20 protein-coding genes and 1 pseudogene are annotated in these 19,301 nt (G+C 43.6%); 10 read left to right on the top strand and 11 right to left on the bottom strand.

The genetic code is table 11. The annotated features are described in order from the left end of the window. Positions 1–445: 445 nt before the first annotated feature. Complete coding sequence (locus tag F6K51_RS29930; protein ID WP_293027207.1) at positions 446–1,660, top strand: glycosyltransferase; 1,215 nt, start codon at positions 446–448, stop codon at positions 1,658–1,660. A gap of 168 nt (positions 1,661–1,828) precedes the next feature. Next, positions 1,829–4,213 (top strand): hypothetical protein, encoded by a 2,385-nt coding sequence (locus F6K51_RS29925; RefSeq protein ID WP_293027203.1) that lies wholly within the window; start codon positions 1,829–1,831, stop codon positions 4,211–4,213. 23 nt (positions 4,214–4,236) lie between these two features. On the opposite strand, the gene F6K51_RS29920 is transcribed toward F6K51_RS29925, so the two are convergent. Further along, entirely contained in the window at positions 4,237–4,452 is a 216-nt protein-coding gene (locus F6K51_RS29920; protein WP_293027199.1) for a hypothetical protein, read from the bottom strand. Positions 4,453–4,753: 301 nt separating this feature from the next. Here F6K51_RS29920 and F6K51_RS29915 point away from each other — a divergent pair. After that, positions 4,754–4,957: pseudogene (locus F6K51_RS29915) on the top strand (Uma2 family endonuclease); the annotation flags it as partial. Between the two features lie 111 nt (positions 4,958–5,068). Here F6K51_RS29915 and F6K51_RS29910 read toward each other — a convergent pair. The 8 genes from F6K51_RS29910 to F6K51_RS29875 all read right to left on the bottom strand — a co-directional run bounded on the left by F6K51_RS29910 (position 5,069) and on the right by F6K51_RS29875 (position 11,229). After that, entirely contained in the window at positions 5,069–5,353 is a 285-nt protein-coding gene (locus F6K51_RS29910) for a DUF1816 domain-containing protein (RefSeq protein ID WP_293027196.1), read from the bottom strand. Between the two features lie 68 nt (positions 5,354–5,421). Continuing rightward, a complete protein-coding gene (gene rlmB / locus F6K51_RS29905) occupies positions 5,422–6,471 on the bottom strand; it encodes a 23S rRNA (guanosine(2251)-2'-O)-methyltransferase RlmB (protein WP_293027193.1) in 1,050 nt (349 codons plus the stop codon). Positions 6,472–6,485: 14 nt separating this feature from the next. Beyond that, positions 6,486–6,974, bottom strand: a complete 489-nt coding sequence (locus tag F6K51_RS29900; protein WP_293027190.1) for a ribonuclease III domain-containing protein — start codon at positions 6,972–6,974, stop codon at positions 6,486–6,488. Between the two features lie 178 nt (positions 6,975–7,152). Further along, on the bottom strand, positions 7,153–7,509 hold the full coding sequence (locus tag F6K51_RS29895) for an STAS domain-containing protein (RefSeq protein ID WP_293027215.1): 357 nt from the start codon (positions 7,507–7,509) through the stop codon (positions 7,153–7,155). A 432-nt stretch (positions 7,510–7,941) separates the two neighbouring features. Further along, a complete protein-coding gene (gene carA / locus F6K51_RS29890; RefSeq protein ID WP_293027188.1) occupies positions 7,942–9,093 on the bottom strand; it encodes a glutamine-hydrolyzing carbamoyl-phosphate synthase small subunit in 1,152 nt (383 codons plus the stop codon). After that, positions 9,090–9,632 carry a GIY-YIG nuclease family protein gene (locus F6K51_RS29885; protein ID WP_293027185.1) on the bottom strand — a complete coding sequence of 181 codons (543 nt, stop codon included), beginning with the start codon at positions 9,630–9,632 and terminating at the stop codon, positions 9,090–9,092. The genes carA and F6K51_RS29885 overlap by 4 nt, the downstream gene beginning before the upstream one ends. A 49-nt stretch (positions 9,633–9,681) precedes the next feature. Continuing rightward, positions 9,682–10,008 (bottom strand): hypothetical protein, encoded by a 327-nt coding sequence (locus F6K51_RS29880; RefSeq protein ID WP_293027182.1) that lies wholly within the window; start codon positions 10,006–10,008, stop codon positions 9,682–9,684. 273 nt (positions 10,009–10,281) lie between these two features. Next, a complete protein-coding gene (locus tag F6K51_RS29875) occupies positions 10,282–11,229 on the bottom strand; it encodes a Sll0314/Alr1548 family TPR repeat-containing protein (protein WP_293027179.1) in 948 nt (315 codons plus the stop codon). A 308-nt stretch (positions 11,230–11,537) separates the two neighbouring features. On the opposite strand from F6K51_RS29875, the gene F6K51_RS29870 reads away from it, so the two are divergent. The 4 genes from F6K51_RS29870 (at position 11,538) to F6K51_RS29855 (ending at position 15,030) form a co-directional block, all read left to right on the top strand. Continuing rightward, complete coding sequence (locus F6K51_RS29870; RefSeq protein ID WP_293027213.1) at positions 11,538–12,179, top strand: ABC transporter ATP-binding protein; 642 nt, start codon at positions 11,538–11,540, stop codon at positions 12,177–12,179. Positions 12,180–12,478: 299 nt separating this feature from the next. Continuing rightward, entirely contained in the window at positions 12,479–13,225 is a 747-nt protein-coding gene (gene rsmG / locus F6K51_RS29865; RefSeq protein WP_293027176.1) for a 16S rRNA (guanine(527)-N(7))-methyltransferase RsmG, read from the top strand. A gap of 286 nt (positions 13,226–13,511) precedes the next feature. After that, on the top strand, positions 13,512–14,123 hold the full coding sequence (locus F6K51_RS29860; RefSeq protein WP_293027173.1) for a Uma2 family endonuclease: 612 nt from the start codon (positions 13,512–13,514) through the stop codon (positions 14,121–14,123). A 115-nt stretch (positions 14,124–14,238) separates the two neighbouring features. Next, positions 14,239–15,030: a DUF4058 family protein gene (locus F6K51_RS29855; RefSeq protein ID WP_293027170.1), complete on the top strand. Its 792-nt coding sequence runs from the start codon at positions 14,239–14,241 to the stop codon at positions 15,028–15,030. A gap of 95 nt (positions 15,031–15,125) precedes the next feature. Here the strand turns inward: F6K51_RS29855 and F6K51_RS29850 are convergent, their stop codons facing one another. After that, positions 15,126–15,662: a Uma2 family endonuclease gene (locus F6K51_RS29850; protein ID WP_293027167.1), complete on the bottom strand. Its 537-nt coding sequence runs from the start codon at positions 15,660–15,662 to the stop codon at positions 15,126–15,128. 158 nt (positions 15,663–15,820) lie between these two features. On the opposite strand from F6K51_RS29850, the gene F6K51_RS29845 reads away from it, so the two are divergent. Next, complete coding sequence (locus F6K51_RS29845; protein WP_293027164.1) at positions 15,821–16,642, top strand: Rpn family recombination-promoting nuclease/putative transposase; 822 nt, start codon at positions 15,821–15,823, stop codon at positions 16,640–16,642. A gap of 304 nt (positions 16,643–16,946) precedes the next feature. Here F6K51_RS29845 and F6K51_RS29840 read toward each other — a convergent pair whose 3' ends face one another. Next, a complete protein-coding gene (locus tag F6K51_RS29840) occupies positions 16,947–17,201 on the bottom strand; it encodes a hypothetical protein (RefSeq protein ID WP_293027160.1) in 255 nt (84 codons plus the stop codon). A gap of 304 nt (positions 17,202–17,505) precedes the next feature. Between F6K51_RS29840 and F6K51_RS38665 the strand changes: the two genes are divergently transcribed. Both F6K51_RS38665 and F6K51_RS29825 read left to right on the top strand, forming a co-directional pair. Further along, positions 17,506–18,633 carry a DUF433 domain-containing protein gene (locus tag F6K51_RS38665; RefSeq protein WP_365940358.1) on the top strand — a complete coding sequence of 376 codons (1,128 nt, stop codon included), beginning with the start codon at positions 17,506–17,508 and terminating at the stop codon, positions 18,631–18,633. After that, on the top strand, positions 18,630–19,025 hold the full coding sequence (locus F6K51_RS29825) for a DUF5615 family PIN-like protein (RefSeq protein WP_293027157.1): 396 nt from the start codon (positions 18,630–18,632) through the stop codon (positions 19,023–19,025). Before F6K51_RS38665 ends, F6K51_RS29825 begins: the two co-directional genes overlap by 4 nt. Positions 19,026–19,301 lie beyond the last annotated feature (276 nt).

Below are 19,301 nucleotides of genomic sequence, written 5' to 3'. Positions count from 1 at the left end.
CAGCCCAGGTGGGGTCGCAATTTGGCTCGAAGTTGGTTAATCTGTTCCATGAGGGTTTGTGGTCTTTGTGGTAATTTCCATCAAACCCTCTCCCTGGCACTTTTTGCAACTTTTGTCCTGTACTGAGATAATACATTTATACTGTCCAGTTTTTTGGATAGTGTTCTTTGTCGTTGTTTTTTGGGTTTTGGGTAATAGGTAATCGGGAATTACTCTGGAGTAATCAAAATTATCAAAAACCCCAAGCTTGGCAATATCGATGCTCAAGGATTTGATATAATGGTGATTTGGAGTAAATTAACATGAATAAATGTTAAAAAAAGTTTATAAAAATTTTAAATAGTATAAATAAATTCATTCTTAACTCAGGTAAAAAGTGAGATAAGAATGAATTATTGCCTGCCGTTTCCTTGTTGCCAATTATTTGTCCAAGTAGTAACGTCCTATGAAGATTCTAATGATCTCCACAACCTTTCCCTATCCGCCAACGCGGGGGGCAACTCAGGTCAGGACGTTTAATTTACTCAAGTACCTGAGTGAGCGTCATGCTATAACCTTGGTTACTCAACGTTCTGAGGATATCACGGACATCGAGGTAGAAAAATTGCAGCAGTGGGTGGAAGAACTGGTGATTTTTCCCCAACCGCAGCCATCAGAACAAGAGGAAGGCTTAAAGGAGAAATTACAGCGCTGGAGTACCATTTTGCAACAGGGAACGCCCCAGAAAGTGCTCCAACTCTACTCAACTCCAATGCAGCAATGGGTGGATCAGGCTGTGGAGGCGGGAAAATTTGACCTGATTACCTGTGAACACAGTACCAATGAAATTTATGTGCGACCAGAGTGGCGGAAGCAGCTGCGAACTTTGGTGAATATTCATCATTCTGTATACCGGAAATCCCTGGACAAGCTCGAAACCAAAACATCAGACAATCAGCTGAAAGACAAGTTAAATTTGCCCCTATTACGTCGCTATGAAGAGCAATATTGTGCTAAGTTCACAGACATTATAGTCACAACAGCGGAAGATCGACGGCAAATAGACTCATTTGAGTTAGACAGTAAAATTACATTGATTTCTAATGGGGTTGATGTTCATCTATTTCCCCGGCGCATCTCTGATCCTGGTGGACACAGATTAGTATTTACTGGGGCGATGGATAACCCACTAAACATCAAAGCGGCTCGTTATTTTAGCCTAGACGTGTTCCCAGCAATTACAGAGCGCTATGGTGATACCAAGCTAGAATTAGTCGGACCCAAACCGGTGCAGGCGGTGCTAGAGTTAGAAGATATACCAGGGATTAGTGTAACTGGCTCGGTGCCTTCTTTAGTAGACCACCTTCATAAGGCAACCATATTTGTGGTGCCAATGCAGAGTGGATTTGGGGTAAAAAATAAAACTCTGGAAGCGATGGCAGCGGGAGTACCGGTCGTGGGAAGCGATCGCGGTTTGGAGGGATTGACAGTTGATGGCGGGGATGTCCCTTTGCGGGCATTGCGAGCAAATGATACAACAGAATATGTTTATGCCATTAGTCGGTTATTTGAAGACCGCCAGCTCCGTAAGCAATTGTCGGAAAATGGGCGAGCGTATATTGAACAGAAATATACTTGGGAACGTGCTGGTGAACTGTATGAGCAGGTAATCACAGGTTGAAGGGTTTAGGGTGCACTTGTTTTAGATTGAGCAAGGGGGAATGACAAAGACATGGACAATTAGCGTTTAAGTCCAAAAATCTGTACTATTTGGCTAATTACTATCTATTGCCCCCAAGATTTTTTTCAAACTAGGAAAAAACTGGAAAGATAAACCATTAAAACATCAGTGCAAAAGTCTAGTAGAGGTGGTTGGTTAACAACCTTGGGCGCGATCGCTGCCTTAATCACCACTAGCGGTATCATTGCCGGTAGTATCTGGGTGGCGGTTATGTTAATAATTGACCCTGATTCGATTGTCTGGATCAATCACATTTTGCCGAGTTGGGCTCGTATCCCCCAGACTGTTCCCTCATCTGCCAAGACATTTGCCCAAATTCAAGGGGAGATTCGTGAAAATGGGCTAACGGCGGGCACACCCCTTTCCCTTAACTCTGAGTTGCTGCTACCGATTTTGGGATCACCACCATCATGCCAAAGTAATTGTGACCAGATCGTGGAACTCAGAGTCTATCAGCCTCTTGAACAAAGCCATAGCGAACAGCAGTATTATCAGCTAGTTAGTCAGCTGCCTATCACTGCCCCGGTCGAATATTTTGTGCTGTCTACCCAAGTCAACACAGCATCCGGTGATGCTAGTGTCTCTCGTTCACTACCTTTAACCAAACTCGATCGTTTCGATCAACAAGCTCTAGAGGAAGGGTTTTGGTTCAACCTCTCGGGTCAAGTGGTCTCAGAGAATACACCCGAGAGCTATGGACAAATTATTCACTACAATCAAGACCAGACACACCTGAGTATGATGTTGGAGTGGACAAGCCCTAATGAAGGTTCTCCCTATTGGCAGGAAGTGACCGGTGGTGCTACTCCAGAATTAGTGGTTAATCATACTGTAGGCTTGGAACCCCAGTTCAAGGTTTACCAAATGAAACCTCGCTCTTTTGTTCCCAACCCGATTTATCTAGAGGAAATTTCCCTAACCCAAGCAGCGATAGATACTAAACCCTATCAGAATGGTTTAATCCTAGCCCGTCATGGTTTGTGGTCTGATGCTTGGCAATGGTTGAACCAACAGAGACCAAAACACTGGTCAGCAGAGGCTCAAGCCCAAATAGATTTGGTTAAACTGCACGCTCAGGTCACCGAGTCTCAGGCAAATCAAATTTGGGCAAGTGCGAGTGCGGCTATCTTTGCCTATCTCCTGGATGGTCGCTGGGCGGAGGCAAAAACAGTGTTTCAGACCGCAGTGAATGGTGCTCAGTTGGGGGATATTATCACTATGCTAAAGACCGATTCTGGGGGATTGTGGGGGCGGGTGGAAGCAGCACTAGAGGTCAATCCTGATGACAGCAATGTGCAAGTTTGGGGAGGGTTGATTTTGGCAGCCCAGGAAGACCCTCAAAAAGCGATCGCATGGGTTAAGGAATTACCCCAAACTAATCCCCAGGTTTACCAACTCCTCAACCATATGGACAATGCCTTAAACCCAGTTCCAGCCATCGTCAGGCACTTCAGTCAACTGGTTGGCAATTCAGAAATCATTCAAACTGTCAACGCAACGGATTGGCTGCAACCGGAAGATGGAGATGGGGGAATAGGAGAACAGCACTGCCAAAGGCAGCAGGAAAGTACTGAATTGGTTTCTATAGCAGAGGAACAGAGTATAGCACTTTCCCCCCTATCCCCCTGCCCATCTGTTCCTCTGACTCTACAAAAACAACCGGAGCAAGTTTGGTATCAAGTACAGGTAAAAGCATTTCACGATGGTCAGGGTTGGCGGTGGATGCCGTTTTCTGATTTACGGCTGCCCACTTTGACCAAGGGAAAGCGACTGTGGCGATATTTGGGCTTAGACGTTGACCCCCAGATTCGGATTAGCCTTTGGAGTGAGAATGGTATCCAACAATCAACCACAGCTACGGTCAAGGGGGTTTCCTACCAGGAAGGGATGATTAAGCTGTTGGCAGCAGGTGGGAAACTCCCTAGTGACACCGTGGCTATTGATGGATCTAATCAGCACCTGCTAGCACACACGGAGACGGCTCTGCGCTGGTTAGACCCAAGTGCGATCACTTTGTCAGCACTCTACCACCTTAACCCCGAGTCGGTGTCAACCATGCTGCCAGTACTCTGGCAGGAGTTAATCAACAGTGGTCAGTTCTCCCCAGGACCCCTTCCTAGTTTACCAATGATGCTTCAGGAGATCGGGCATTGGTCAGTTAGACCGATCGAGCTGACTGGCAACAACCAGCCGGAAGCGGTGCTAACCTTATATCAAGAAATATCGGTTACCTCAGAATCTACAGAGGTTGGTCTATCGGATAGTATTAATGACGGGATGGATACAGATCGGGCAACTACTATCTACAAACCCCGCACCATGATTTTTTCTGACACAGGAGCCTTACTCTACAGCGAATTTTCCCAAGATGCCAGCAGCTCCATGACAGCGATCGCGGATTTAGGGGATGGGGGTCCTGCGGCTATAGTCATTGATGAACCAAATAACTATAGCCTTAAGCGTTGGTCAGCCAAGCATCAGCGTTTTCAGTAATGCCTGTACTTAAAGGCATTAGTTTAACGCAAAACCAACCGTTGTTGCTTAAGTAATTGCTGCTGCTGCCAGAGGGATTCAACTTCTGCCTGTAAGTGAAGGTACTTTACTTGCTGGTCAACCCCATAAACCGATGTCATCAGTTTCTTCAGCTGGGGGTCGCCAGTGACAACAGAACGGCAATTGCTCTGCCAGTGGGCATCGGATAAATCGGTCAGATGGTCGGAAGAAGTTAACATTTCTAGACTAAGTATTTTTGCTTTCTCACAACACCACGTAATTTTATCCTGAATTTCCAGCACATGCTAACTATACTTGGAGCGGTTAGCTTATATCATGTCCGGTTGAATACTTATATCATGTCGGGATAATTACCCTTAATAAAAATCTCCCCCATCTCCCTATCTCCCCATCTCCCCATCTCCCCACACTTCCCCTCCTGGGAGGGGTTAGGGGTGGGTCCCACCCTCCCTCTAATTATGGGTATTCAACCTGACTTGATATTAATCATTCCACTAAGGAGACAGTCATGATCCAGCCTCTCGCACTGATTCCCTCAAGCCTCTACAGGAAAAGATGCCAGACTATTTGAACAGTGGTTTACGTTTAGGCTGGTTAATTAACCCCCAGGGCAAAGAGGTTGAAATCTATCGTCCCAATCAAGCTGTTGAGACTGCTAAATTTCCTGTTACTTTGTCAGGGGAAACTATTCTGCCTAACTTTGAGTTAGCTTTGCCGCTTTAAATTACCTCAGCAGGTTAGTAAGTAACTGCGGACTCATACTTGTAAGTAGAGAGTATTAGAGCGTTTTCATCCTTCACACTTAACACGTTACAGGTTAAACTTCATCCTTTGTCAAAAAATCGGCTTACTTAAGCTAGAGGATTTGTCTAGTTCAGTCTGTTCTGGCAACTCATCAAAAATTGTTAGTCTATTGGGTTTGCAGCGTTTGAGAGTTACCATGATGCCTTGAGCTCCTTCATTGTCTAAGTCTTCAATATATCCATATTTGGCAGCCTGAGCCTCCTGCTGGTTAACAAAGGGTCCAAAGTAGTAGGTACACTTGGGGGTTTCGGTGATGATTTCCACCCAAAACGCTAACCCGAAGAGGTCTAAGATTTTGATTAAGGATTCTTTCATGACATCCACCTAGTTTCCAGGATAATCTCTGTTAATTTAATCGGCTTTTAAACCTTTTTATCCTCCATTTACTCTTCTTGTTTCACAATCTGTTGATTGGAAGTACTATCGATATACAGTAAGTCTGACCAACGCTGCCGATAAGTTTCATATAACACCATAGCAGTTGCTACTGAGGCATTGAGGCTAGGGGTCTTACCCTGTAATGGAATTGAGACTAACATGTCACAGCAGCTTTGTGACCTTAGGCTTAAACCATTCCCCTCTGAACCTATTACTAATACTACTGAACCAGTCAAATCAACTTTGTGTAAAAGTTTACCAGTACCGGCAGCAGTTCCGTAAATCCAAAAGCCCGCAGCTTTCAACTGCTCTAGGGCATTACTAAGATTGACAACTCTGGCAATAGGAAAGGTTTCTAGAGCTCCTGCTGCCACTTTCCTTACAGTTGAGGTGACACCAACAGCTCGACGTTGGGGTATGACTAAGCCTTGAGCCCCTAGAGCTTCTGCCGTACGAATAATCGCCCCTAAATTTTGAGGATCATTAATGCCATCACAAGCCAATAAAACTGGCTGCTCAGTTGCCCATTTTGCTTTGTCAATTAAGTCATTTAAATCTATGTACTGGTAAGGTGCAATTTGAGCTGCCACACCCTGATGGTTACCACCTTTGGTAATTTGGCTCAGGCGTTTTGGTGCTACTTCATCAATTACTGTACCGTTAGCCTTGGCTTGAACTAGTAAAGAGTGAAAGCGAGGATCGTAACGCAGCTGGGAAATAATCCAAACTCGGTTTAGCTGGTGCTGGTTTTGGAGAGCTGCTAGAACTGAATGACGCCCGTAGATTAAGTCACTCTCTTCTTCTGTGCTACTTACAAGTTTTGACTTAGGGTACCCATGCTGCTTCGGCTGAGTTTCCTCGGAGTAATGGGAATGTTTTGGCCGTGGCTTTCGAGAGTGGTAGTTCTTTCGAGGGGGTTTGCCGTTCTTTTGAGAATTGGCTGAGGTCGAACGAGATAATTTTTTATTCTCACCTTGCCGATCAGAGGACTTCCCTGACTTGATCTGACCAGAAGCATCAGAGGAGGCATCAGAGGAGGGGTTTTGATTAGCCATAATAGAATTAGGATTTATGGGGTATCCAGTTGTAGATGAGCCAATAACTGGGTCAAGCGTTGAGTATCAGTAAGGTAGAGGTATCCCAGTAAAGTTTCTAAGCTACTAGCTTGTTGATAGATTTCTCGATTGAGACGCCGGGGGCTCTTTGTAGCAGCATTCCGTCCGCGCCGTAAAACGTCTTTTTCAGAAGCAGTTAGGTAAGGTTCAAGCGATCGCAAAATCTTAGCTTGGCTTTCTGCTCTGACGTGAGCCACTACCTGGTTATGATAGTCACAGATTCGCCTCGGTGGTAGCAGATAGTGGGTTCGGATGTAGAGTTCATAAACAGCATCTCCTATATATGCCAAGGATGCTGGGGAAATCTGTTGAATTTTGGCGATTTGATCAACTTTCGCCATGAATTGCCTAAATCGAAACTCTGTCCACAATACTATAGAGTCAGTTCCACCGCCATGGCTATCCTCTTCCAAGGGGTCTAATTGTGCATCTGTTTGAGCCATCTTTGGGGTCTCACGGTCTTTTGTTTACTAGACCAAATTTGACATCCTTCAACAATTTCTGCTTAGAGTATTCAATACATTAGCAAAACGGCAACTTACTCACACTCAACTCTCACCGATTCCCCACTGCTTCTGAAAGTGAAGGCGGGTTTTGCCCCCGCCATCACCATCGATTTTGTCACTTAGACTTGATTTTCTCCACAGCTACCGTCAGAGAATCTTGCAGGGAGAAAAATTTTTCTAGGCGCACTAGTTTCACAGTTTGAGTCACCCGGGGATTGGTCACGACTTGTAGACTTCCGTCAGAAGTTTGAGCTTTCTTTACTAGCTGCACCAAAGCACCCAAACCAGAGCTATCGACAAAATCAATTTTAGATAAGTCCAGAATAATATCCGCTGGACCTTCATCAATACATTTGCCAATAACGTTACGGAGAGTAGATTCCGAAAAGGCATCTAGCAATCCAGTAAGGCGGAAAATTTGATAATTTGACTCGACTTGGCGAGTGCCCCTTAAACTGACTGTAAGGGTTATTTGTTCAGGAATAACACCCTCCTCGATATAGCTTATAAATATCAATAATCTAATACTTCTACTGTCAAGTTGACTACTGTGACAGTAGATTGATGACTTGGTTACCGTTGATAAACGCGCCCTATAACCATACCTTGGCTTGTTGCTTAGCACGTCAAGGGGCTAAAACAACGTCAATTTTAGATTATACAACAGTATCAGAGTTTGGGGGGTAGGGTGACCGGGTCTAGCGGTAGGGTAAAATTAAGCCAGCCATGATTCTAACCGATTAATCATAACTGAAGCATATTTCTTGGTTTGCTGCCAATGCAGGGGCTATTTTATAGTTCCACACCCGGTCACCCTACAGTTGGGGTTTGGCATCGGGGATTATGAGCGATGCTCCTGGGTCGCCGCTACGCGAACGCAAACCCTCGCAGAATCAATCAGTTTCTAGTCAAGGGCTTTGTGCGAACGCATAAGTTCGACAAACTGCTTAAATAAATAGTCAGCATCGTGAGGACCAGGACTAGCCTCTGGGTGATACTGTACTGAGAAGAACGGTAAGGATTTGTGACGCAACCCTGCCACAGTGCGGTCATTGAGATTTAGGTGAGTAATTTCCACCTGATCCCCTAAGGTATCGGGATCAATAGCAAAACCATGGTTTTGGCTAGTAATTTCGACCATTTGCTGCAAACCGGCTGGGTGATTCAAACCTCGGTGACCAAATTTAAGTTTAAAGGTCTGCGCTCCTAGGGAAAGACCAAGAATCTGATGTCCCATGCAGATGCCAAAAATAGGTTGCTGACGCTCCAATAAGGCTTTGGTGGTTGAGATGCCTTCGAGTACTACAGCCGGATCCCCTGGTCCATTGGACAGAAATATCCCATCGGGATTATACTTAGCAATTTCTTCTGGCGGTGTATTAGCAGGGACGACAATTACCCGACAATTGTAGCTAGCTAGACGCTTGAGAATATTACGTTTGATGCCAAAATCGATAGCAACAACTGTCAAACCCTTGTCCTTTTCTACCCCATCAACTGCCGGACCGAACTCCCAATTTGCTTCCGTAGGATCAGACCATTCGTAAACCTCGTCAGTGCTCACTTCTTTAACTAGATTTAATCCTGCCATACTCGGAGCCGCTTGCACTTGGGACAATAACTCAGTGGAGTCAAGGATTTCTGTGGAAATGGCACCGTTTATCGCACCAATGGAGCGTATTTTGCGGGTCAATGCCCTTGTATCAATGCCGTAAATTCCTGGGATGTTGTGTTCTGCGAGATAATCGGGCAAGGACTGGGTAGAGCGCCAGTTACTGGGCCGGTAGCAGATGTTACGGGCAATTGCACCTCTGATTTGAGGATGAGCAGATTCTTCATCGGACGGGTTAACACCAGTATTGCCTAATTCTGGATAGGTGAAGGTCACAATTTGACCGCAGTAGCTGGGATCTGTCACCACCTCTTGATAACCCGTCATAGCAGTGTTAAACACTACTTCACCAATGGTTGTACCAGTCGCTCCGAAAGACCAGCCTTGGTAAGTTGTGCCATCAGCGAGAACTAGCAGAGCTGGATGAGCCGTTGAGATAGTCATTTTATGTCAAGTAAACCCTTTTCTTTAAGCTTAGGATTGAAGCGAATTTCAGTCTTTACCCCTCGGGATTCTAGCTCATCTTTAATTTTAGCTTCAACTCTCCGAGCAATTTTTTTGAGAATCTTCGTTTTTGCTAATTCCTCACTTTGCTCATAGTCTAACTGCTCTGCTTCAGTCATTGTCACTTTAGCATCAATCGGCTGACTCCAGAGATTTTCCTGCTCTCCATTCCCTACCGGTATCACACCATTCTCTTCAATCCATGCCTTACGAATCGTTTCTAATCGACTCCGGTTAGGTTTTTCAATGGTTTCTATTTTTAGCCAATAGCAGGAGTGAGGCTGACGAACTAAATGTTGTTTGATGCTGATATATACATCCCGGGAATAATTCACAAATCTCAGGGTTTTATCTTGGTCAAAAATAGCGTATACACCAATCTTTTTTTGTAAATATTCTGGTAGATTTCCCGTTTCATCCAGATAGGGAATAAATTCTAAATCCTTCAGAGATGGAATTTGATTATCAGAGGTGAGCATGGGATGGGATTAAAAATTACTATTAAAAAATAAATATAAAAACTAAATTTTATTGAAATTTGCGATAAATCCCACACAGGCGACTGGGATTAAATATTTTGGCTTTGAACATGAAGTTAGGAGGTACATTAATGATGATATAATCATCAGATTCGTGATACTGCTCATAGTCCGCTGGCATTCCCTTAGGGGTTGAAGTGGTGTAGGGAACTGGTTGAAACAGTAATTCAGTAAACTCAACCCTGTCAGCTTGAGCCGCTTCAGCTACTTGAGCCAAGAAGTTTTCCCCGGTTAGTAAAGCAAATAACTGGTCTCGGGCTTCTGGAGCTAGGACGAAACTGCTATCAAACTTGTTAACTATCTTGAGGCGAACCATAAGTCAAGGACAATCCCGAACTCTTTACGAGAGTGATTATACCTGATCAAGATTCACTGTTGAACAAGACTTCCGTGAAATATACTTCTGAGTTCTAAGTTCTGAGTTCTAAGTCCTTAGTAAGACCTGCAACCTGCAACCTGCAACCTGCAACCTGCAACCTGCAACCTGCAACCTGCAACCTGCAACCTGCAACCTGCAACCTGCAACCTTCAACCTGCAACCTTCAACCTTCAACCTTTAACCTTTAACCTTCAACCTTCAACCTTCAACTTAGTCATCCTTCTGAACCACTTCTGTTCCCCGCTTCCGGATGCGATTCCGTTCCTTGGAGCAATTCCTATCCCCGTCTGTGAGTTTATTTTCAAGTTTGCACTGCTCGTAAGTAATTTGAGCAGCGTGGCGTTTTGGCAGTTGATTCTGTTTTTCTAAAGCTTTGTTAAAAAAATCTAAACTTTTTTCCTCCTGCCCCAGTTTTCGCAAAATTTGTGCTTTAAGGTAAAGTACATCTGGGTTGCTTGGTGTTGTTTCCATTGACCGGTCTACATAGTCTATTGCCTTAGAATATTGCTTTAAATCTCGATATCCTACAGCAATGCCTCGATAGGCTAAATAAGATGGTAAAGCATAGGTTTCTAACTTGTCAATGGCTTGAGATGGGTCAGAAAATGGTAAATTGACAGCTAACATTAAATCCATGTAGCCTGTAATCAAGTTTAGCTCTGGGTCATTAGGAGCAATTTCTTTTGCTTCATCCAGATATTCAAAAACTTTATGTAATTTAGTCAAGGCACTGATAGGACCTTCTTTTTCAAAATCGTAAGCCCCTTCCAAAAAATAACCTACTGCTGTGTAGAGATTACCTCGCAAAGGATCAGAGGCAATCATTTCCTTAGCAGTCTTAAGAGTTTTAGTTCCGTAGGTCTTGAAGGTTTCCCAATCTTGATCTAAGTAAGCTAGAGATGATAGCATAGCATAGGTCATGGGTTCTTTAGACTGCCTAGATTCCGATTTTTTTAGATAAGCTTCAGCCTCTTTATAGTTTCCCTCCTTGAAGAAGAAGTCAAACGCATCTTGAACAGTGTCATCAATGTTCCGAGGATTACTGTCGCGAAAGGGGTCAGCTGCCAAGGTGGGCATTCCCCATAAACCGATTAATACAACTGCTGTGCTGACACAGGCTTTAACTATCTGTTTTGGTGCTCGAAACCGTTGGTTCATCGTCATTGTGGCAATATTAAAAATATATGCTACTAACCTCAGTACTGACGTTGCACTTGATGCCAGGTTCCATAGTACCGGAAGTTGGGGGATAAGATAGTAAGTAAGCATATGCGCTACGCGCACGCTGCGCGAACAGCTGTCAGCGGTCAGCGGTCAGCCATTCCCATAGCGTGGCCCAAAGGCTAATGGCTGATAGCTGATAGCTGATAGCTGATAGCTGATAGCTGAGTGCTTAAGATAGTAATGTCTATGAAATTTTGAAACCTCCAAAATTTTGGGAGAAGGGAAGGAGTGGGCAAAAGGCAATGCTATATCTTAGAGACTTAACCTATCATCCACCAGCTAGCTCCACCCCGATCTTGAAGGGTCTGAGTCTAGAGCTAGCACCACAAGAATTGGGACTAGTGATTGGTGTTAGTGGTTCTGGTAAAAGCACATTATTGGAAATTTTGGCAGGATTAGCCCAGCCCACGGCAGGAAACATCTTTTGGGGAGAAACCGAACTCACAAACGACCAGCTACCACAACTGGCAGGATTAGTGTTTCAGTTTCCAGAACGGCATTTCTGTGGTAAGACTATCCTGGAAGAATTGCGGATGGGACATCCAGAGTTGGGGTCACAAAGGGTTTATGATGCTTTGGGGGAAGTGGGACTAGCTGATTTTACCCTGGATACTTCACCCCATGCCATGAGTGGTGGTCAGCAGCGACGCCTTGCTCTGGCAGTACAACTGATTCGTCAACCCCATATACTGATGTTGGATGAACCAACAGCTGGATTAGACTGGTCTATGCGAAGACAGTTAGTTAATCTGCTGGCAAAACTCAAAACCCATTGGACACTCCTAGTGGTGACTCACGATGCTAAGGATTTACTGCCCATTGCTGACCGCTGCTGGACTCTTAAGCAAGGGGAATTAAAAGCTGTTGATCTAGCTAGTGCTTAGTGGTGAGTGTTGAGTACTTTAGGAAAGGGAGTAGGGAGTAGGGAGTAGGGAGTAGGGAAAAAAAATTATCACAATTTATTTAGGTACCCTATTTAAAAATTAAAAAATTACCGTTATTCAGTACGTTTTATGCTAAATTTATACTCAAAAAGCCCAGAAAGCTTACTGTAGAATTAAAATTATGCTATTCAACTCACAAAAAATTTTGAATACGGGCTTTCTCCACTAGTCCCTGCTCCCTGCTCCCTGCTCCCTTTGCCAAAGTGTTTATTTAGCATAACAAGTACGGTAGAGCAAAAATGACAAATGAGCAAAATGTTTTAGTGCTGCCACAAATGACAGAGGTTTGGCAAGAAACTCTAAATTGGCAGCCAGCTCCAGAACAACAACAGTTGTTTCAAAAACTCTATGAAGGGATTTTGTCAGGCAATCGCCAGTTGAATTTAACTCGGATTACCGCTGCCGAGGAGTTTTGGGAAAAGCATCTGTGGGATTCTTTGGTAGGATTGGCTCCCATATGGCAGTCTGTAACTCCAGGACAGAGAATTATTGATATTGGAACGGGGGCGGGATTTCCAGGATTACCAGTTGCGATCGCATTTCCTAATACTGCTATTACTTTACTCGATTCCACTCGCAAAAAAATTACTTTTCTCCAAACCTTAATCCCCCAGTTGGAAATTAATAATGTTAAAACTTTAGTTGGCAGAGCAGAAGCCATTGGACAGAAGCGACAGCATCGACACTCCTACGATATTGCTCTAGTTCGTGCTGTTAGTGCCCCTTCTGTTTGTGCTGAATATGCTCTACCACTTCTGAAACAAGGAGGTTTGGCGATTCTCTATCGTGGTCATTGGACAGATGAAGAAACCGAAGCTTTACAGCCAGCGGTAAAAAAGTTAGGTGGAAAAATTGAATCAGTTGAAAAATTTACTACCCCTTTGAGCGATAGTGTTCGTCATTGTTTGTTTTTGAAAGTATTGTCACCAACAGTAGCTAAGTTTCCCCGTGCTGTAGGATTACCAGCACAAGACCCTTTGAATTAGAAGATATAGCGGTTTGCGACTTTATTGACTACATATTTATGGGTTTTTAGGGAACAGGGAAAAGGAATCCCCCCTAACCCCCCTTAATAAGGGGGGAAGGGAATAGGGAATAAAGCAGTTGGCATCCAACCTAAGTTATTTATTATTGCTAATTAAAAAGTAAACTTTATCTTTTTTGCCCCATTTTCATAATTAACTTATCGGCAAATCGCTATAAATGACAGTTTCTAACCCATTTTTTGCTAAACTAGTATTATCAAAAAAATGGCTTCTTAGGAAAACTCCGATGACTGCCACTACTGCACTGCTTAGCCTCGAAGACTACTTAAGCTACAACGATGGCACTGATCGGCGTTATGAACTGGTGAATGGGGAACTGATTGCCATGTCTCAACCCAAAGGACAACATGGTGCAATTACTGAGTTTCTCAACGATCAATATCGGGCTGAAATTCAGGCTCAGGGGTTAGCCTGGGTTTCTAAGCAAGGGTTTATTGCCATCTGCTTGCAGCAGCGCTTCGCGATCGAGTCGCCCCGTGGGGGACGTTGGGATACAGCGCGGATTCCAGATGTGACGGTGGCAACACTGGAGCAATGGCAGGGAATGCTGGATCGAGAGGCGATCATTCGTCTCAACGAATCGCCACCTTTTTTGGTGGTTGAAGTGGTTAGCGAATCGACTCGGACGACGGATTATCGCAGCAAACGAGTGGAGTATAACTTGCTGGAAATTCGCGAATATTGGATTGTCGATCCGCTCAAAGAGCAGGTTGTGGTGTTGCAGTTGGTGGATGATCTTTATGAGGAAACGGTTTTTGTCAGGGATGAGTTGATTGAATCAACTATTTTTCCGGGGTTACAGCTTTCGGCACAACAAGTGTTGAATGGTGCGCTTTAGAATAAGTAATAGACTTTTAGCCATCAGCCGTTAGCTGTCAGCTGTCAGCTAAGTTCTAAAACCTGAATGCTGAATGCTCTAAGTTGAACGCTCTAAGCACCGAGGAGGAAATTTTATGCCTTCCCCTTTTCCAGGGATGAACCCTTACCTAGAACATCCAGAAGTTTGGCCAGGAGTACATCACTGGCTCATTGTTGAACTAGCCAGATCCCTTTCTCCTCAACTGCGTCCAAAATACAGAGTTGGTGTTGAAGTGCGCATGTATGAAACCATTGGGGAAGAATCCCTACTAGTTGGCATTCCCGATTTAACTGTCAAAGGGTCACAGGTGACAACTAAACAAGCAATGACTAATTTTGCAGTTGCACAAGCTCCAACTCAACCCCAAACAGTAGAAGTTCCTGTACCTGAAACCATTAAACAAGGTTATTTAGAAGTGCGAGAGGTAGCTACCAAAGAAGTAGTAACAGCTATTGAAATCCTCTCTCCCATTAATAAACGTTCTGGGGAAGGACGCAAGCAATATGAGACTAAACGAAATAAAGTTTTAGGCAGTTTCACTCATTTAGTAGAAATTGATTTACTGCGTAAGGGAAAACCAATGCCAGTTTATCACAGCAATATTGAAACTCATTATCGAATTTTAGTCAGTCGAGGAGACCGTCGTCCTCAAGCTGATTTGTATGGATTTAATTTACCAGATCCTATCCCTTCATTTCCCTTACCGCTGAAGTCTGGAGATACAGAACCATTAGTAGATTTACACTTATTGTTGAATAATATCTACGACCAAGCTAGTTATGATTTACTGATAGATTATAATGAAGAGCCACTACCGCAATTGTCGGAAGACGACCGGGTTTGGGTGAATACATGGTTGACGGAGCAACAATTGCGATCGCACTAGAGTGGAATGCTATTTGTTTTGCTAAATAAACAGTGTGTTAGGGTGAGCGTAACGAACGAAAAACGCACCCGACAAGAGCGAGTAATCCCCCTCAGTTATCGCTGTCGGGTCATGGCGATGACTGCTTCCACTGTAAAGTCTGAGATAGTGTCAAGGGTCGGGAGTATGTCAGTTCCGGCAAACACCAGTGGTAGTTCCTGGTTTTCCCAAACCCAAATTTGCTGTCGCTGAATATCGATTAGCCAAGCCAGCTTAGTGCCGTTGCTCAAGCAGTGCAGAATTTTGTTCTGTAGGTCTAATGTGCTTTGGTCAGGGGAGCGAATTTCAATTAACCAGTCCGGTGAACCTTGCAGGGGGCCATCTTGATCCTGGAAGCGATCGCGTTTAACAACCACAATATCTGGTACCGGGGATAAGGGAGGAATGATGCACCGGAGTTCTTGAATCGCAACGCAAGCATGGGTTTGATTGTTGATGGCGTTTACGAGGTTGCGCTGGAGGCGGGAATGAAACAATGTTGGCATCGGTTTTTGCTTCGGCTGTCCATGGATGAATTCCCAAGCAGGAGAAGCTTCTATGTTGGGTTGTTGGAGAAAAGCATCTAAGGAGTTAGTAATGCTAGGTGATTGCATAATTAAGTTAGCTGAAAAATGCTTAAATGATCGCCTCTGAGCGCCTGGGAAAGCCCGTCATTGTAAGGCACCAACATCTGATTTTTGGTCAATAAAAAAATTGGATATAGTTTAGATAGTATACTTAGAGTATACCACGTTTAGTGGAGAACTAAGTAATGACATTTATCAGCCCCAAAACCGACTTTGCCTTCAAAAAAATCTTTGGATCCCAGGAAAGTAAACCGATTCTGATTAGCTTTCTCAATGCTCTGGTCTACCACAATCAACCTCTGATCCAAGATTTGGAAATTATTGACCCTTATCAGTCTTCTCCTCTTCCAATCCTTAAAGACTCTTTCCTCGATGTCAAGGCCAAACTTAGGAATGGTTCTTTGGTGATTATTGAAATGCAGGTTTTGCAGGTAGAATCCTTTGCCAGAAGAGTTTTATACAATGCTACTAAAGCTTACTCTCTACAGTTAGGTAAAGGAGAAGGCTACCGTTATCTCAAGCCAGTGATTGCTCTGACGATTACCGATTTTGTCATGTTTCCTGAGCATAATCAGATAATTTCTAATTTCAAGTTACGAGAAGAAACTACCAACATCAACTACATCGAAAATCACTTGCAGTTAGTGTTTGTGGAACTACCGAAGTTTGAGAAGCAGTTGGAGGAGTTAGAGCAACTCGATGAGTTGTGGATGTATTTTTTAAAAAATGCACCTTTGTTAGAATCGGTGCCACCGCAAATGGCCGAAAAACCGGAGTTTAAACAGGCATTTGGGATTGCTTCTGAGGCAAATTTAAGTAGGAAAGATTTGGAGGAATTAGGAAAAAGAGAGATGTTTATTCATGACCAACAAGGGCTAGTTATTTTTACAGAAAAACAAACTAAGAACGAAATAGCACGCCAACTTTTGCCTCTGTTAGATAATGAAACGATTAGCCAGACTACTGGCTTACCTGTAGAGGAAATTGAGAAGCTGCGAGAAGGTTGAGCGGTTTGAAAGGAGTAGGGTGGGCAAATTATGAAAGTTTGACCAAGTAATCAGTTTTCATGTCGATTTGCCCACCAGACAAGAGCGATCGCACTTAATTCTACATTCTTAATTCTACATTCTTAATTCTACATTCTTAATTCTACATTCTTAATTCTACATTCTAACCAAAAAAAATAGCCGCAGAACTATGTTCCACGGCTAGGAATTGTTACCTATGTCTCAACCTTGTAAACCCATTCGGACGTGATCCGATGTGATTGGCCTTTGGCCAGGGGGGGAAACCCCCCCAAAATTTAAGCCCTTAACCCAGCATTAAGTATTTCGTCATTACCGTGATGAATTCCCCAGGAATGTCAGTTGGCTGAAGGGGGCTCCACTCGTCAATTTGGGCGTAACCCCGCGCATAAAGGGTATGCATGGTGTTGGTTATTGCCCGGCGAGAGCCCTTAAGAATGTGCTTAATCGGGTATTTTTTTTGGGAAGGTTCCTGAGGAGTATTACTAGGAGTAATCTCCTCAGGATTGTTTTCTGGGTTAGGGCGGAAGTTGTCAGACATAGTCAAAAAAACGTTTTAAGGTTTATAACTATAATCATAACGATAATTATTTTATTTGTCAAGTAATTTTATATTTTTTTTGGAGGGGTAATTGATAGAAAATGTACGGTTATGGAATTAAGAATTAAGAATTAAGAATTAAGAATTAAGAATTAAGAATTAAGAATTTCCGACTCCCGATTCCCGATTCCCGATTCCCGATTCCCGACTCCCGACTCCCTATATTTTCCTGTGTTAAAATAATTCGACATTGGGTTTCAGGCATCTACTGGTTCATGCTATATAATTAACTGGAGGGTAATCGTTGAGTGATTTAACCGGCTTAATCGAAATCTCAAGCCATCAGGACTTAGTGCCCAGTGCCGATGTGGTGTTTGTTCACGGGCTGGGAGGGGATGCTATAACCACATGGCATCCCCAGGGAAAACGGGATGATGATCACTACTGGCTAGGTTGGTTAGGAAAAGATAATTTATGCGTTAACATCTGGTCTTTTGGGTATCAGGCTGAAGCGACAAACTGGAAAAGCAACAGCAGTATGCCCCTTTTCGATCAAGCGAGTAATTTATTAGATTGGTTAGATAGCCGCGAGCTCGGCCAACGTCCATTAATCTTTATTACTCACAGTATGGGCGGGCTTTTAGTCAAAAAAATGCTCAACAGTGCCTTGACCTTTCAAAAGCAAGCTATTCTTGAGCAGACGAAAGGGATTGTATTTCTGGCTACTCCCCACACTGGGGCTCATCTAGCTAATTTAATTGATAATATTAGCGTTCTGACACAAACCACCGTAAGTGTAAAGGAACTCAAAGCTCATTCCCCTCAGTTACGGGAATTAAATGAATGGTATCGAGAAAATGTCCGGAGTTTAGGCATTGCCACAAAGGTCTACTATGAAACTCAGCCTGTCAAAGGGATTTTGGTGGTAGACCCAGATAGTGCCAACCCCGGCATTGAAAAAGTGAAGCCGGTTGCCATACCAAAGAATCACATTGACCTATGTAAACCAGAGTCTCAAAACAGTCTGCTCTATCTTGGTGTCAAGAAATTTATCAAGGAATGCCTCAAAACAAAAGAGACAGCTATAATAATCCGCACAGAATGGGGATTAACCATTGCCGGAACACGTATCACTCTCTACGATGTGATGGATTATGTCACAGCTCAGTATCCACCCAAGTTAATTGGGGATGTTCTTAACCTCACTAACGAACAAGTAAGCGCTGCACTATCATACATTGAAGAAAATCGTACCCAAGTCGAAGCAGAGTATCAAACTATTTTGCAAGAGGAACAGGAAAACCGACAGTATTGGGAACAACGGAATCGAGAACACTTTGCTCGCATTGCAACAATGCCCCCTAAACCCGGTCGAGAAGCGTTGTGGGCAAAACTCCAGGAACAGAAAGCAAGACACGGACAGAAAGCATGATTTTCTTGATTGATCACAATCTTGAGAGACATGCAGTAGTTTTGTTAGGCAACATTGCTAATCAAGGTTGGCTTGAAACTCTCCCCATCCGTTTTGTCTCCTTTCAAGAGGTTGAGCTACCAATCGATAGCAATGATCGAATTGTTTGGCGCTTTGCTCAAGCCAATCAAATGATTCTATTAACAGCCAATCGAAAAATGAAAGGTAAGGATGCATTGGAGAAGGTTTTGCGTGAAGAAAACAAGTCCAATTCCCTTCCTGTCATCACAATTGGCAATGCTGATCGGGTCTTGGATGAACGAGCCTATCGGGATAAATGTGTAGACCGGCTACTTGAAATTGTGATTGATATGGAGAATTATATGGGAGTCGGTCGGCTCTTCATTCCCTAAGATAGCATTGGAAACCAGTGTTATTATGATCATAGATTAATTCATCGTAGGGTGGGCAGTGCATAAAACCAATTTAAAACCTAACAATCCTAAAATTAAGCACTGCCCACCGACAGTAAATTAACTATAAAATTAATCCTCTGGTGGGCCAGGGCTATTTCATTCTAAAAAGTTGCTTAAGCGTGTCTAGACCAAAAGAACAAAGTCGTTGAGCTTGTGCCATATTTTTAAACATTTGGTCACGGTATAAATTGAGTGTAAAATTACGAGCTATGG

The sequence above is a fragment of the Moorena sp. SIO3I8 genome (genome assembly GCF_010692325.1).
Lineage (GTDB): Bacteria > Cyanobacteriota > Cyanobacteriia > Cyanobacteriales > Coleofasciculaceae > Moorena.
This window is presented reverse-complemented; position numbering and strand designations above follow the sequence as displayed.

Excerpts from the sequence above, each read along its gene's own strand:
- F6K51_RS29930 (WP_293027207.1), top strand. The coding sequence starts at position 446 with ATGAAGATTCTAATGATCTCCACAACCTTTCCCTATCCGCCAACGCGG.
- F6K51_RS29920 (WP_293027199.1), bottom strand. The coding sequence starts at position 4,452 with ATGTTAACTTCTTCCGACCATCTGACCGATTTATCCGATGCCCACTGG.
- F6K51_RS29910 (WP_293027196.1), bottom strand. The coding sequence starts at position 5,353 with ATGAAAGAATCCTTAATCAAAATCTTAGACCTCTTCGGGTTAGCGTTT.
- rlmB (WP_293027193.1), bottom strand. The coding sequence starts at position 6,471 with ATGGCTAATCAAAACCCCTCCTCTGATGCCTCCTCTGATGCTTCTGGT.
- F6K51_RS29900 (WP_293027190.1), bottom strand. The coding sequence starts at position 6,974 with ATGGCTCAAACAGATGCACAATTAGACCCCTTGGAAGAGGATAGCCAT.
- carA (WP_293027188.1), bottom strand. The coding sequence starts at position 9,093 with ATGACTATCTCAACGGCTCATCCAGCTCTGCTAGTTCTCGCTGATGGC.
- F6K51_RS29885 (WP_293027185.1), bottom strand. The coding sequence starts at position 9,632 with ATGCTCACCTCTGATAATCAAATTCCATCTCTGAAGGATTTAGAATTT.
- F6K51_RS29880 (WP_293027182.1), bottom strand. The coding sequence starts at position 10,008 with ATGGTTCGCCTCAAGATAGTTAACAAGTTTGATAGCAGTTTCGTCCTA.
- F6K51_RS29875 (WP_293027179.1), bottom strand. The coding sequence starts at position 11,229 with ATGAACCAACGGTTTCGAGCACCAAAACAGATAGTTAAAGCCTGTGTC.
- F6K51_RS29870 (WP_293027213.1), top strand. The coding sequence starts at position 11,538 with ATGCTATATCTTAGAGACTTAACCTATCATCCACCAGCTAGCTCCACC.
- rsmG (WP_293027176.1), top strand. The coding sequence starts at position 12,479 with ATGACAAATGAGCAAAATGTTTTAGTGCTGCCACAAATGACAGAGGTT.
- F6K51_RS29860 (WP_293027173.1), top strand. The coding sequence starts at position 13,512 with ATGACTGCCACTACTGCACTGCTTAGCCTCGAAGACTACTTAAGCTAC.
- F6K51_RS29855 (WP_293027170.1), top strand. The coding sequence starts at position 14,239 with ATGCCTTCCCCTTTTCCAGGGATGAACCCTTACCTAGAACATCCAGAA.
- F6K51_RS29850 (WP_293027167.1), bottom strand. The coding sequence starts at position 15,662 with ATGCAATCACCTAGCATTACTAACTCCTTAGATGCTTTTCTCCAACAA.
- F6K51_RS29845 (WP_293027164.1), top strand. The coding sequence starts at position 15,821 with ATGACATTTATCAGCCCCAAAACCGACTTTGCCTTCAAAAAAATCTTT.
- F6K51_RS29840 (WP_293027160.1), bottom strand. The coding sequence starts at position 17,201 with ATGTCTGACAACTTCCGCCCTAACCCAGAAAACAATCCTGAGGAGATT.
- F6K51_RS29825 (WP_293027157.1), top strand. The coding sequence starts at position 18,630 with ATGATTTTCTTGATTGATCACAATCTTGAGAGACATGCAGTAGTTTTG.